13 protein-coding genes and 1 tRNA gene are annotated in these 13,307 nt (G+C 69.6%); 4 read left to right on the top strand and 10 right to left on the bottom strand.

Annotation, left to right across the window (positions count from 1 at the left end; all coding sequences use genetic code 11):
• Positions 1-40: 40 nt before the first annotated feature.
• The 3 genes from QM638_RS23250 to QM638_RS23240 all read right to left on the bottom strand — a co-directional run bounded on the left by QM638_RS23250 (position 41) and on the right by QM638_RS23240 (position 2,047).
• A complete protein-coding gene (locus tag QM638_RS23250; protein WP_415146102.1) occupies positions 41-232 on the bottom strand; it encodes a hypothetical protein in 192 nt (63 codons plus the stop codon).
• 547 nt (positions 233-779) lie between these two features.
• A complete protein-coding gene (locus QM638_RS23245; protein ID WP_415146100.1) occupies positions 780-1,307 on the bottom strand; it encodes a hypothetical protein in 528 nt (175 codons plus the stop codon).
• The gene (locus QM638_RS23240) at positions 1,304-2,047 is read right to left on the bottom strand and encodes a hypothetical protein (protein WP_415146098.1); all 744 of its coding nucleotides are present in this window, start codon (positions 2,045-2,047) and stop codon (positions 1,304-1,306) included. Before QM638_RS23240 ends, QM638_RS23245 begins: the two co-directional genes overlap by 4 nt.
• A gap of 481 nt (positions 2,048-2,528) precedes the next feature.
• Here QM638_RS23240 and QM638_RS23235 point away from each other — a divergent pair, with 481 nt between their 5' ends.
• From QM638_RS23235 to QM638_RS23220, 4 genes are all read left to right on the top strand, one after another.
• Positions 2,529-2,954, top strand: coding sequence for an adenylyltransferase/cytidyltransferase family protein (locus tag QM638_RS23235; RefSeq protein ID WP_415146096.1), 426 nt, complete (start codon positions 2,529-2,531; stop codon positions 2,952-2,954).
• Entirely contained in the window at positions 2,951-4,570 is a 1,620-nt protein-coding gene (locus QM638_RS23230) for a class I SAM-dependent methyltransferase (protein ID WP_415146094.1), read from the top strand. Before QM638_RS23235 ends, QM638_RS23230 begins: the two co-directional genes overlap by 4 nt.
• A complete protein-coding gene (locus tag QM638_RS23225; protein ID WP_415146093.1) occupies positions 4,567-4,794 on the top strand; it encodes a DUF6752 domain-containing protein in 228 nt (75 codons plus the stop codon). The genes QM638_RS23230 and QM638_RS23225 overlap by 4 nt, the downstream gene beginning before the upstream one ends.
• A 101-nt stretch (positions 4,795-4,895) precedes the next feature.
• A tRNA-Gln gene (locus QM638_RS23220) sits at positions 4,896-4,977 on the top strand.
• 155 nt (positions 4,978-5,132) lie between these two features.
• On the opposite strand, the gene QM638_RS23215 is transcribed toward QM638_RS23220, so the two are convergent.
• The 7 genes from QM638_RS23215 to QM638_RS23185 all read right to left on the bottom strand — a co-directional run bounded on the left by QM638_RS23215 (position 5,133) and on the right by QM638_RS23185 (position 13,305).
• Positions 5,133-6,023: a shikimate dehydrogenase gene (locus QM638_RS23215; RefSeq protein ID WP_415146091.1), complete on the bottom strand. Its 891-nt coding sequence runs from the start codon at positions 6,021-6,023 to the stop codon at positions 5,133-5,135.
• A gap of 160 nt (positions 6,024-6,183) precedes the next feature.
• Positions 6,184-7,254 (bottom strand): ThuA domain-containing protein, encoded by a 1,071-nt coding sequence (locus QM638_RS23210; protein WP_415146089.1) that lies wholly within the window; start codon positions 7,252-7,254, stop codon positions 6,184-6,186.
• 461 nt (positions 7,255-7,715) lie between these two features.
• Positions 7,716-8,528 carry a sugar phosphate isomerase/epimerase family protein gene (locus tag QM638_RS23205; protein WP_415146087.1) on the bottom strand — a complete coding sequence of 271 codons (813 nt, stop codon included), beginning with the start codon at positions 8,526-8,528 and terminating at the stop codon, positions 7,716-7,718.
• A complete protein-coding gene (locus tag QM638_RS23200; RefSeq protein WP_415146085.1) occupies positions 8,525-10,336 on the bottom strand; it encodes an FAD-dependent oxidoreductase in 1,812 nt (603 codons plus the stop codon). The genes QM638_RS23205 and QM638_RS23200 overlap by 4 nt, the downstream gene beginning before the upstream one ends.
• On the bottom strand, positions 10,333-10,461 hold the full coding sequence (locus QM638_RS23195) for a hypothetical protein (RefSeq protein ID WP_415146083.1): 129 nt from the start codon (positions 10,459-10,461) through the stop codon (positions 10,333-10,335). Before QM638_RS23195 ends, QM638_RS23200 begins: the two co-directional genes overlap by 4 nt.
• Positions 10,462-10,564: 103 nt before the next feature.
• A complete protein-coding gene (locus QM638_RS23190; protein ID WP_415146081.1) occupies positions 10,565-12,463 on the bottom strand; it encodes an FAD-dependent oxidoreductase in 1,899 nt (632 codons plus the stop codon).
• Positions 12,460-13,305, bottom strand: a complete 846-nt coding sequence (locus tag QM638_RS23185) for a citryl-CoA lyase (protein ID WP_415146079.1) — start codon at positions 13,303-13,305, stop codon at positions 12,460-12,462. Before QM638_RS23185 ends, QM638_RS23190 begins: the two co-directional genes overlap by 4 nt.
• Positions 13,306-13,307 lie beyond the last annotated feature (2 nt).

Here is a 13,307-nt window from a genome sequence, read left to right as displayed (position 1 = left end):
CCTCGCTGGGGGTTCCAATCTGTGGCAGGCGTCTTGAGTTTCAGGCGGCCTTTCGCATGGCGGCTTGTTTGATCCTGTCGTTGACGGAGCGGCCGATGGTGGCGAGTGCTCGTCGTAGCCGGGGATCGGCGGGTGGCCGGTCGGCTGCGATGAGGGGGCCGAGGATCCGGTTGTGGACCTTGGTGTAGAACAGCGCGACGCGCTGCCCGTCACCGGCGAGGTCGTAGGACATCTGGTTGGTCGTGTACTGCTCTGGTGGGGCCTACAGGGTCCCTCCAGCCTGGACCTTCGAAGCCTCAACAACCTCGATCCTCCAAGCCAGACGGACACTCGCATAGTCTCACACACGAATCACACGAGTTCCTGGGTAACACTCACAAGCTGCTGCGCTGGCTTGAAAACCGACCTTGGCATCTTCAGCCTCGGCGGCGCTCCTGTGGGGCAACCATCCCTATCGCCTATCGCCTATCGCCTATCGCCTATCGCCTATCGCCTCGCCGTGTTGCGGACCCACTTGTGTGTCGTCGACCGACTGTGCCCTGGAGTCGTGCTATCAAATTTAATCCTGACCCTGTGGGGTCAGGATCAAAGCGGAGCCGGACTCTTCTTCAGCCACGTAGCCATGCTTGTCGACCACCGCTGAGCAGCTCCGAATTCGTGCTCGACATGATGGATGGCGATGAGTCGACCATCCTCGACGTCTTCCACATCGATCGGCCAGGAGTTGGTAGACCGCGGCGTGGTGAGACGGGCCGGAACGACTGTCGGTTGCCTCGCCGTCAGCTCGGGACTCGCGCCGCCCACATCTGCAGATCGGGGTTGTCGACCGGGCCGTTGGGGAGGTGGACGAAGCCGTGGGTCCCCAGCAGGCGGAGACTTCCGGTGTTGTGATGGTCGACGAGTCCGAAGACCCGTTCGCCGGCGGCGTACTCGCTCAGCTTCGAGAGGGTGACATCGAGGGTCTCCGATGCCACCTTGCCCGCGACGTCTGGGTCTGCTGACGTGCCCCGGTAGGCCAGTGAGACTGCGACGAGGCGGATCTTGTGCAGGCCCGGATGGGCGCGAATCGAGGACCAGACCGAGACGGCGCCGAGATCGCCGTCGGGACCGAGGCCGAGGAGCACTGTGCCGTCGTCACCGTGGAGCGGGACGTTGAGGGTGTGGATCGCCTTTTGGACGTTGTACTCATATGGCTTGGGATGAGGTTGGGCGCGCCTGCCGGGCTCGCGTGGTGGGGGTGTCGTGCACTCGAACCGTTGCAGCAGCGGGCGGTCGTCCTTGGTGGCCTCTCGCCAGTCCAGGATCACCCGGCGAGCCTAAGGATCCGTGCGTCGGGAAGGTCGTCTTCCAGCGTCGCGAAGAAGGCCGCCTCCGCCCCGCTGATGAGAGCGCCCGCGCCGGTCCTCAGATAGGTGTCGTCGGCCTCGGTATCCGGCGGACCGTCCGTGTTTGGCGCGTCGACGGATCCGTCGGTCTGCTCCGAGTCGGAGACCACCGCGGGGAGGACGGTGAGGAGAGCCGCCGAACCGATGAGGCGTCGCAGGACCCATACGTAGTCTCCGGGTTGGCCATCGATCTGGAGAATCAAGGTGGTGGGCAGATCGATCCGGGCGGCCCGGCCCTGGAAGTTGCCCTCGATCTGCACCAGGTCGCCACGGGTGCTCTTGATCTGGCCAACGATCAGATCGGTGCTGTTGTTGCTCCATACCCGCTCCACAGCCTCCCTCGTGGCGGCGACGAGGTCTCGGTAGAACGAGGCGCCGGGCAACGCATCGATCGAGTTGGAGGAGAGAAAGCCTTGGAGCAGTTCCCTGAACGAGGTCTCGATCCGGCCCCCTGCCTCGCTCAGCAGCTTCTCGGTCTGCTCGTCACCGCGCTGGCGTGCTTGAGCCGCCAGCGCGGTCAGCGCGCTGTAGTAGACCGCGCTGCCTCGTGCTCGCCCGTGCTCCCGGGACACAACGCGTACGCCCTCGGAGGCCGTGCGGGCCGTCTTGAGAGTCCGCAGCCGCTGCCGCGAGGGGGCATGCAGCGGGTCGCTGAGTCGCACGACGGTCTCCCACGGCACGATCGGCTGGGGGATGGTCTTCATGGAACCAGCCTAAGTCGTCTGAGCGGCTGAATCAACCGTTCAGTCCGGTCGCGGCTTTCGAGTTGCCAACCGAGTGCATGTTCGCCGGCAGAGTGTTCTCGTGAATCGAGGGAAGCGGCGGCGAGCATGGGGCTGGTCTCTGCGGGCTCGCGGATGTGGTTGATGTTGAAGTTCGTTGCTCGCAGCGTGATTGGGCTGGTGGGGTCGGGGTGTAGGCGGAGGATTGCGTGCGATGCGGGGCGGTTCATCGGTGGCGAGGTGTCCGTCAACACTGTTGGATCGGGTGCCGATCAGTAGAAGGCCCGGCGGTTCGTGGTCGAGCAGACGTTCATCAAGCAGTTGCTCGGCGGTCGCGTCGCCGCTGTAGGTCCGAACGGCGGCGCGGCGCCGTAAAGTATACTAATCAAGTAGAAAAACTTCGTTAAGAAAGCAGGTGTCCATGGACCCGCTCGTCGGCTACATCCCGGGCGTCTTCGACCTCTTCCATGTCGGTCATCTCAACGCCCTGCGTCAGGCCCGTGCCCGCTGCGACCTCCTGGTCGCCGGCGTCGTCTCCGACGAGGCGTGCGAGGCGGTCAAGGGGTTTCGCCCGACGGTCCCGTTCGCCGAGCGGATCGAGATCGTGGACGCGATCGGGCTCGTCGACGCCACCTACGGCGAACTGTCCACCGACAAGCTCGACTCGTGGCGTGAGGTCGGCTTCCACGTCATCTTCAAGGGTGACGACTGGCAGGGCACCGCGAAGGGACGCGCGCTCGAGCAGTCGATGGCCGGCATCGGCGTACGGGTGCACTACTTCCCCTACACCCTGCAGACCTCGAGTACGGCGAGACGACGCGCGCTCGGCGAGGCACAGGTCTCGTGAGCACGGCCGTCAGCGGTGCGGACATCGATGACGACGGCCTGCTGGTCCCGGGTGACTTCGGCGCCCTGGTGCTGTGGATCGAGGACCGCTACCTCTGGTCCCTGACGCCACACCGTGACGGTACGCCGACGCTGGCCGGCTGGCGGGTCGAGTGGCCGCCGGTGTTGCTGCCCTACCTCAACGGTCAGGCCCGGATGCGACTGACCGACGTGTCCGGTGAGGCGGTGCTCTTCGACGCTCCGGTCTCGCTGGGCTCCGGCGAGGGACAGATCGAGATCGTCGACCGTGCCGGCCATCCGCTCTGCGTGGACAAGGTCGGCCATCTGGCCCGTGCCTTCGAGGCGACCGGGATCGAGATCCGAGCCGAGATCCTGCGCGGCACCCAGCGCGCGCTGCGCGACCTGCGCGAGCACGCCGGCGTCGAGGCCTATCTGAACTACGGCGCGCTGCTCGGCGCGGTCCGCGAGGACCGGATGCTCGCGCACGACTCCGACACCGATCTGTGCTACCTGTCGCGACACACCTCGCCCGCCGACATCATCACCGAGTCCTACGCGGTCGAGCGGGTGATGCGGCGGCGTGGCTGGCGGCTGCTGCGGATGTCCGGTGGAGACGTCAAGCTGCTGCTGCCGCTCAGCGACGGCCGGCTGTGTCACATCGACGTCTTCGTCGCCTTCTACGTCGCCGACGGCGTCGGCGGGGAGCGGTTCTTCCAGCTCGGCAACCGCAGCGGCCGGCTGCCGCGAGACGTGATCACCCCGGTCGCCACCCGATCCCTGCACGGCGTCGAGTTCGTCGTACCGGCGCGGCCGGAGGCGATGCTCGCCTTCGTCTACGGTCCGCACTGGCGGGTCCCGGACCCGTCCTTCCGCTACGCGGACCCACCGGAGGGGATCAGGCGCCTGGACGGGTGGCTGCGTGGGTTCCGGACCACGATGGGCGCCTGGTCGACCTTCCACCGGGTCGACGCGGTGCGGGTGCCGAACCGCCGCTCGGCGTTCGCCCGCTGGGTCGAGCGCGATCTGCCCGCGGGGTCCGCGGTCCTCGATCTCGGCACCGGAACCGGCCGGGACGCGCGCTTCTTCGCCCGCAACGGGCGCACGGTGCATGCGGTGGACTTCTCCCGGATCGCGGTGAGCGACCTGCGGCTGCGCACCCGCCGAGCGGTACGGCGCGGCCGGCTGGCGCTGAGCGTCGACCAGTTGATCCTCGGCGAGCTGCGCTCGGTGCTGCAGCTGGGCGCTCGGATCGCTCGCGAGCCGTACCAGCTCTACGCCCGTGACCTGCTCGGCTGCCTCGACGACGCGGCCCGCACCCAGCTGTGGCAGCTGGCCCGGATGGGGTGCCGGCCGCACGGTGGCCGGCTCTACCTCGACTTCCCCGTCGGGGACCCGCGGCGGTCGTTGCCCGCGCCACCGCCGGAAGGGCTGAACCGGCGCCTGGACGCCGACCGGATCCGTGCCGAGGTCGAGCGGGCCGGCGGGGTGGTGGAGCAGACCATCCTCGGCCCCGCCGGCGATCAGTACGACGACCTCGACCCCCAGCGCTGCTGGATGAGGGTCTGGTGGCCTCCGCTGCCGGGGTCGAAGCCCACGATGAACCTGGAGGAACGATGAGCCTGACCGATATCGCCCGCCGTGCGCGCGACCGCTACGAGCGCCGTCCCGGATCGCTCCGGGAGCGGGTCGCGGCGCTGGAGGCGGAGGTGACCGAGCAGCGTCAGCTGAACCGTCGGATCGCCGAGCTGACCGATGTGGTCACCGAGTTGTTGATCCCGATCGAGCTGAGCGATCGCGCTCGGATCGAGGAACAGCTGCAGCGGTATCGACGGCGGATCTGACTCCGTGGCGCGGGTCCTCTAGGCTGGTTCGGCCTCAACTCCTTCCCCGGTCGGCCTGCCGGCCACACCGAGGAGTCCCGCCCGGCGGGTGAGTTGAGCGATCCCCGGTTGGTCTGCCGGCAGGGCCCGCCTGACTTTGAATCAGGACTAGCGACGCAGGTTCGACTCCTGCCCGGGGAGCCAGTCAACGGAGCGGCGAGTCAGAGCCCCTGCGGTCATCGAGACGGGTCGCCCGCTTGGTGGCACGGGAGTCTTCGTCGGTTGCGCCGACCCTGCGCGGCCGCGGTCCGAGGTTCGCCGCGATGGCCGCTCGGCCGGTCTTTGCTGTCGTCGACCGATCACGGCTTCGACGGCGCGTACGGAACCGGGCACTCGTCGGCAGTGAGCTCGGCCAGGTGCTCCAGCATCGTCTGTGCGTCGGGTTCGAGGCCGGTGACCAGCCGGAAGGTGTCGATCGCCTGGTTGACGGCCATGTGGCCGCCCGACAGGGTGCGGCAACCCCGCGCTGCCGCCTCGCCGAGCAGGGCGGTCTGCAAAGGCCGATAGACGATGTCCGCCACCCAGCGAGAGGTAGGGATGAGATCGGCATCGATCGGAGTCCCAGGATGACCCTCCATGCCGATCGGTGTGCAGTTCACCATCCCGCTGATGTGGGGGAGCGCGGTCGCCAGGTCGCCGGGTCGGAGGATGTCGACTGAGGAGCGAGGAAAGCGTCGGCTGAGTTCGCGGGTGACCCGGCGTGAGCGGGCATCGTCGATGTCGAGCACCATCAGGCGTTCGCACCCCAGCGTCAACAGTGCGTCGGCGATGGCTCGACCAGCACCTCCGGCACCGATCATGAGCACGGTCTCGAGTGACTCGCCTGCGAGCTGCGTTCGCATTGCGGTGGCGAAACCGGTCACGTCGGTGTTATGACCGACCGCCTGGCCGTCTCGGAAGAGGACCGTGTTGACCGCTCCGAGCCGCTCGGCGGTCTCATCCAGCTCATCGAGGTGCTCGAGCACCAGTTCTTTGCACGGGACCGTGATGTTGAGGGCGTCGTAGCCGAGTCGTCGTGCACTGTTGAGCAGATCGCCGACGGCCTCGGGCGGAAGGCCCAGAGGCGTGAGGTCGATGGTCCGGTACTCGTAGTCGAGACCCAGGCGTCTCGCTGCCCGCATGTGCAGGGCGGGTGTCAGTGAATGGGTGACGCCCGATCCGATCAGACCCAGGAGGTAGGAATCCGTCATCTCGGCTCCTAGTGAACGATCCAGTACGTTCATGATCGCAGCACACCACATGCGCGGGAGCCCGGTCAAGGATCACGCGGAACGCGATGAGGAGGCCGCGGTGACCGCGGCCGCACCGCCGGGTGATGCCTCCGAGCAGCAGTGCGGCCGTCCGAACCCGCTAGCTACAGAACGGAAGCTTCCCCATGGTGGACAGGATGCCGTTCACGACGTGCTTCTTGAAGAACTTCTGACCGGGATAGTCGGAGCCGTCGGTCCAGGCGAGCGAGTCATGCCCGAGTGCGGTGATGAAGGATCGGCCGCCGTCGTAATACTGACACCACGACAGCGGGTGGAACTTCCCATGCCCGGGGTGGACCTGGGACTTGGTGGCGAGTGTCGACTCATCGACGCCGAGCAAGAACTTCACCCGGGTGGGGAAGGGCATCCAGTTGTACCACTCGTCCTTGAAGGCCCATCGCGCCGGAAGTCCTTCGGTGGAGGAGTCCTTGGCGTAGGTGACCACGGTGCCGTCCTGGAGGGCGCCATGGTCGTAGTACTGGGAGCCGGTGAGCCCCTCGAACCACTTCCAGTTGTACTCCGTGCCGCCGACGGCGTTGTGGATGCCGACGAAGCCGCCGCCGGCCCGCATGTACTGGTGGAGCGCCGTCTTGGCGGCGTCGAGGTGAGCCCCGGTGGTGGTGTTCACCGCCGCGGAGGAGTCGACGGCAGTGCCGTGTCTCCACATGGTGTCGCGACTGGTGCTGCCGAAGACGACCGCCTTGTACGGCGCGCTCGCCGAGATGGCCATCTGGGTCACGTCCTCGGTCCAGTCGACCTCGACCCCTACCTCGGCCATCCACGTGATGATCGCGTTCTGGAGCACGTGGGCCGAGGTGAGAGTCGGATTGAGACCGGCGGCGAGCGCCGGGCCAAGGTGGGCGTGCCGCGGCCCGGCCGTCCTGGTGTAGAGCAGGATTCGATCCTCGCGGGTCGAGACCCACGGGTGGTACGACGCCGGGACCTGGCCGCGGACGACGTCGTAGGTCGGGTCGTAGAACTTCTCCAACCCGTCCGGGACGTTTCCTGTCACCGGGGTCGGAGTGGTGGGTTCCTTGGGCGAGGGACCCTTGCCATGCCCCTTGCCCTTGCCGGCGGCCACGGCCGCCGTGGTTCCCACCGTGGTGGCTGCCGCCGCCGCGGTTGCCGCGGCCGCTCCTTGCAGCATCGCGCGCCGAGGAATTCCTGACATACCTACCATCCTTCAAGAGGTCCGCTAGACGGATCATTTGTGTCACTGTGAGGTACGCCTCAATATAGAGACGGCCCCGGCGCGGGCACAAGGAGTACGCCGAAAGTTGTCCCCTCTGACTGGCCCTGCTTCGGTCCGCGCCGCCGGGTCGCGGGCCTGTGCCGCCCGCTCGGGCGGCTTGTCGGGTGCTCTGCCCTGATCCGATGGCTGACGAGGATGGACCGATCATCGGTTCGCCTGTCGCGGCGACTGGGCCGGCACCAGGTGGCTGAACGCCTGCCGAGCGATGTCGCCGGTGTCGCCGCGTGAGGGCTTCAGAGCGAGTGGGAGGTGGATCGAGCGCGGCACCGCCACGACACCTGAGCACACCCGTCTCACCGGCGTGTGGAGCAACACCTCGCAGGAGCCCGCCTCGAACCTCCTCGTGGTGCGCGGCTGCCGGGTACGGCGTACGGACCCGGTCAGCGCACCGACCCGACCACCGCGCGAGCGCGCCGGGCCAGGTGCCGCAGCCATGCGGAGGTCCCCATCGCCGTACGCCGTGCCGGGTTGGGCACCTCGACGCTGACCGGGGTGCCGCTCGGCAGGGTCGACCACATCCCGGTCAGGTCGAGTCCGCCCTCGCCGGGCGCCAGTCGATGATTCCGGGCATCGTGGATCAGCTCCTCCTGCGTGGCCGGCGTCGGTGTCTCGGCATCGCAGAGCTGGCCGTAGTGGACCCAATCGGGCGGGATGTCGCGCAGATCCGTGAGGCTGGTCGCCGAACGCCCGGCATGCAGGGTGTCGACCAGGACCGATCGGGCCGGGCCCGCGGCCTGGGCGACGACCGCGAGCGCGGTACGCACATCCGGTACCGCCGTCCAGGGCATGAACTCCAGGCTGGCCGCCAGCCGGTAGGCGGCACACGCCTCGGCCAGCGCCGCGTAGCTGTCGGCGAGCCTGGCCCGGTCGGGGTCGTCGCCGGCGACCAGGATCGCTCGGGCACCGAGCGCGGCGGCGGTCTCGAGCAGTCTCCGGTGCGCCTCGAGCTCGAAGCCGGCGTCGAGCCGGACGATCTCGACGTCGAGCACCGTCACGTCCGAGTCGGCGAGCCGGGCGGCGACGGCGTCCAGGTCGTGCCGGGAGGTGTGCAGCGGATACGCGGTCGTGCCGGGGGAGGCCGGGAGCAGCCGGAAGCCGACGGAGTCGTAGCCGCAGGACTCGGCGAGGCCGATCTGGTCGAATGGCGCGGTGTCGAGGACGGTGAGGGCGGCCAGCCCGAGCGTGGTGGTCATCGTGCGCTCCGCCCGCCGTGGACCTGCCGGCCCAGTGCCTGCCGTGCCGGTGCCTGTTGTGCCGGTGCCTGTCGTCGTGACGCCTGTCGTGCCAGATGCTGGCCGACCAGATAGCCGAAGGTCATCGCCGGGCCGAGGTTGATCCCTCCGGAGGGGTAGTGCCCGCCGAGCACGCTGCGCTGATCGACCCCGACGGCATACAGGCCGTGGATCGGCGCCTCGTCGCGGTCCAGCACGCGCGATCCGGTGTCGGTGTGCAGCCCGGCGAAGGTGCCGAAGCTGCCCGGCCGCACCTTGACCGCATAGAACGGACCGTGCTCGATCGGCGCGAGGCTCGGGTTCGGCCAGGGGTTGTCCGGGTCGCCGGAGCTCTTGTTGAACCGGGTCCGTCCGCGTCCGAAGCTCGGGTCCTCGCCGCGGCGGGCGTGCTCGTTGAACTCGCGAACGGTCTCTTCCAGCCCGCCGGGATCGATGCCACAGCGTCGCGCCAGCTCGGCGAGGGTCGCCCCGGTGCGCAGATAACCGGAGCGCAGATAGGGGAACCTCGGCACCGGGAACGGCTTGGCCATCCCGAGCGGGTAGCGGCGCAGGTAGGTCGCGTCGGCGACCAGCCAGGAACAGACCTCCGCGCCCTCCGGCACGCCGCGCAGCATCCCCAGGGTGTAGTCGTGGTAGCCGTCGGCCTCGTTGACGAACCGCCTGCCGCTGGCGAGTACGCCGATCACGCCCGGCTTCCCGCGATCGAGGATGTGTGGGAACACCCCCGTCCGGCCGTTGCGGTAGTGGACCAGCGAGACCGGACAGTAGGCGGCGGGAGAGGCAACGTCGAGGTCGAGCCGACCGCCGACCGACGCGGCCAGCCGGATCCCGTCGCCGGTGCTGGTCCCGGCAGGTGGCAGCGTCCAGTGCTCGGCGCCGGTGGGCGTCCGCGGGAAGTGCGCGCGACGCAGGTCGCGGTCGTGACCGAAGCCGCCGGTGGCGAGCACCACCCCCGCGGTGGCCGCGACGGTGTAGGTGTCGGCGGGACCCTGGAGACGGACTCCGCCGACGGCGTCGTCGGTGCCGAGCAGTTCCACGGCCGCCGTACGCACCCGGATCTCGACGCCCGCGTCGAGTGCGGAGCGGAGCAGCCGGCCGACGAGTGCGGTGCCGTTGACCAGGTGCTGGCCGCGACGGTGCAGCACCAGGTCGAGCAGGTGGCGAGAGACCCGCCGGGCGCAGTGCCAGCACGCGCGCGGCGAACGGGTGGCGTGCAGGAATGCCTGGAGATCGGGACCGGCCATGATCCCCATCCCCAGGAAGGAGGTCTCGTAGAGCTGACGCCGCAACAGCTCGGCCACATCGGGGCCGAGCCCGGTGAGCCGCACCGGCTTCGGCGCGACCTGGCGGTGGCCTTCGGCGGCCCCGGGAGTGCCTCCGTGGATGTCGGCGATCCCCGCTCCGGGGGTGAACTGCAGCGCGGTGTTCTCCTCGAAGAAGTCCACCATCTGTGGCGCCGCCCGCAGGTAGGCGTCGACCCGGTCGGGGTCGTAGTCCTCGCCGAGGCGATGACGCAGATAGGTGCGCGGCTCCTCGATGCTCTCCGCCACGCCCGCGCGCCGGGCGAAGCGGTGTCCCGGCGTCCACATCCAGCCGCCCGACCACGCCGTGGCTCCGCCACAGGGTTCGGTCTTCTCCACCACCAGCACCCGAGCGCCGCCGTGGGCGGCGGTCACCGCGGTGGCGAGCCCGCCGGCACCAGAGCCGACCACCACCACGTCGAACGTCTCGGTCGCCGAGGGGTTCGGTGGGGACGCCTGCGTGGTCATGTCTGCTCCTTCGTCGTCTGCGTCGCGGCGGCGCGGGCGGTGATGGTGAGCGCGGCTTCGACGGCGGTGCGCAACGCCCCCTCGACCGAGCCGCCGTGCCCGTCGGCGTCGCCGACCAGGTGCACGCCCAGAGGGGGCTCGAGGGCCCGTAGATCGGTCAGCAGTTCGACGCGCGGCTCGATCCCCTGGGAGATCAGCAGCTCGCCGGGAGCGTCGACCCAGCGCTCCTCACCCGTCGGCGACGATCAGCACCCGGTCGGCGGCGACCCGGCGAATCCGGGTCGCCAGGTACAGGTCGAGCGCGGGCGCGGCGATCAGTCGTGGCAGCAGCACGATCTTCGCCCGCCGGCCGACGTCGGCGGCGAGCTCGTCCTGCGGTGCGATGAGTACGACGTGCGTCCCGCGGCTCAGCAGATCGTCTGCGACGGCGGCGGCCTCCCGATCACCGCCGTAGATCGTCACCGCCGACGGCGCCGGGTCGGGGTCCAGGAGGAAGTCACGCACGTCGCGCACCGCCCGGCTCTCGCTGCCGGGGAGTCGCGGGGCGAACCCACGGCCGCCGCTGGCGAGCACCAGGGCGTCGTACTCCCGGTCCGCGAGCATGTCGGCGCTCGCTCGCACCTGGCGATGGACGAGGACGCCGAGGTCGACCAGTTCGGCGATCTGCCACTCCAGGAACCGGCCGTACTCGGGATACTCGGCGAGCCGGGCGGCGAGCGCGAAGTCGCCACCGGGCTCGGCACGCTCGTCGTAGACCTCCACCTGCAGACCCGACCTGGCGAGCTCCCGAGCGACGCCGAGTCCGGCCGGTCCACCGCCCACCACCGCGACCCGGGCGGGGGCGGCCACGGCAGCGGCCGCGGTGGAGAGTGCCGGCGCCGGCCCGGCGGCTGGGGACTCTGCCGTGGTCGGCGCGACAGCCTCGAGGACTGCCCCATCTGCTTCGGCACCATGTGCCGCTGCTCGTTGCCTTTGAGAGCCCGATATGCCTCTGCTCGGCGCCGCGGCGAGGCCGATGTGCCTCTGCTCGGCGCGAGGTCGCCGTACCCACGGGTTGACCGAGCACGGCACCGGGCCGGCGGCGAGCGAGTCGATGCAGTAGTTGCACCCGATGCAGGGTTGATAGCGGCCGCCGTCGAGCGCGCGGAGCGGGAAGTCGGGATCGGCGTGCAGCGTGCGGGCGAGACTGAGGAAGTCGGCCTGCCCGGCGGCGAGGATCTCCGCGGCCGTCTGCGGGGTGTTGATCCGGCCGGCGACGCCGACCGGGAGGCCGTGGTCGGATCGATAGGGCGCGGCGTACTCACGGAGCAGACCGCGCGGCCATTCGCCCGGCTGGATGATCCACTGGCCGGCCTCGTAGTTGCCCGCCGAGACGTCCAGGAAGTCGAGTCGGTCGGTGTCGATGGCACCCATCCGAGCCCGGGTGAGCTCGGGAGTGAGCCCACCGGGGACGCCCTCGAACGCGGAGAACCGCAGCCCGAGTGTCAACCCGGGCGCATGCCGACGCACGGCGTCGATCACCCGGTTCACGAACCGCGTCGGGTCGGCCCACTCGTCCTCGCGCAGGTTGTAGGCGGGGGAGAGGAACTGATGGATCAGGTAGCCGTGGCCGCCGTGCAGACTGACCACGTCGACGCCGGCCCGCTGGCAGCGCGCGGCGGCTTCGCCGAAGCACTCGACGAGATCCTCGATCTCCTCATCGTCGAGCGCAGCCGGCATCTCGCCGCCGACCACCTCGCACGGGATCGGCGAGGGCGCCACCGGCGAGTATCCGCTCACCGCACCCTGCGCGGTCCGGCCGCCGTGGTTGAGCTCGACACCAAGCAACGCGCCACGACGATGGATCTCCTCGGCGAGCCGGGCGTGGCCGGCGATGGCTTCGTCGGTGTCCATCCCGAGCTGCCTGATCCGGCCCTTGCCGTCCGCCCGGACGTAGCTGGCCTCGGTGAAGACCAGGGCCGCGCCGCCGTCGGCGCGGCGGGTCAGATAGTCGACGTACTCGTCGGTCAGCGCGCCGGCAGCGGTGCCGTAGTTGCGCTCCATCGGGGCGGACACGAAGCGGTTGCGCAGCCGGAACGCGCCGAGCCGGAGCGGATCGGCGTACGTCGCGGGCTCCGTCCGGCTCACGGCGCGGCCGGCGGGGCGGACACATCCGGGATGGGGGCCGAGGGTCGATAGGTCGGCAGGATCGCCGGTGGCATCGGACCCTTGTTGCGTCGCCCGCCGGAACGCTCCTCCCAGGCGTGGGCGAGGATGCCGATGCTGCGGCTCAGCACGAAGAACCCGCGGGAGAGCTCGGGCGCGATGCCGAGCTCGGCGTAGATGACGGCGGTGGCGCCATCGATGTTCATCGGCACCGGGGTGCGCTGAGCGGCCAGGATCGCCTCGACCCGGAGAGCCGCGGTCAGATGTCGGCCCGCGACGTGGCGGTCGGCGACGGCGGCCTCGACCAGGCCGAGCAACGGGCCACGACGAGGATCGATCGGGTGGAAGCGGTGCCCGAACCCGGGCAGGTACGGCGACCGTTCTCGCCAGATCGCCACCACGACCTCGGTCGCGTCGTCGATCGTGACTCCCTCGCGCTCGGCGTAGCCGACCACGTCGTTGAGCAGTTCGACGCATTGCTGGGCCGCTCCGCCGTGGGAGTCACCGAGGGTGTTGACCGCCGAGGCCATCGCGTTGTTGATCCCGATGCCACAGGTCGCCGCCATCCGGGCCACGGCGATCGACGGCGCCTGCGGCCCGTGGTCCATCGAACCGACCAGTGCGGCCTCGAGCAGATCACGATGAGCGGTGCACGGCCATTCGCCCAGGACCAGGAAGTACATCGCCGAGACCAGGTCCCGCTCCCCGATGATGTCGGCCACCGGCACGCCGCGGTGCTCGACCTCGCCGGGGGCGATCCGGGTGACGCCGGTGGTCCACCAGTCGGCGACCTCGGCCAGTGTCGGCTCGGGATAGCGCGACATCG

Source organism: Nocardioides sp., assembly GCF_047606145.1.
In the GTDB taxonomy this organism is placed as follows: Bacteria; Actinomycetota; Actinomycetes; order Propionibacteriales; family Nocardioidaceae; genus Nocardioides.
This window is presented reverse-complemented; position numbering and strand designations above follow the sequence as displayed.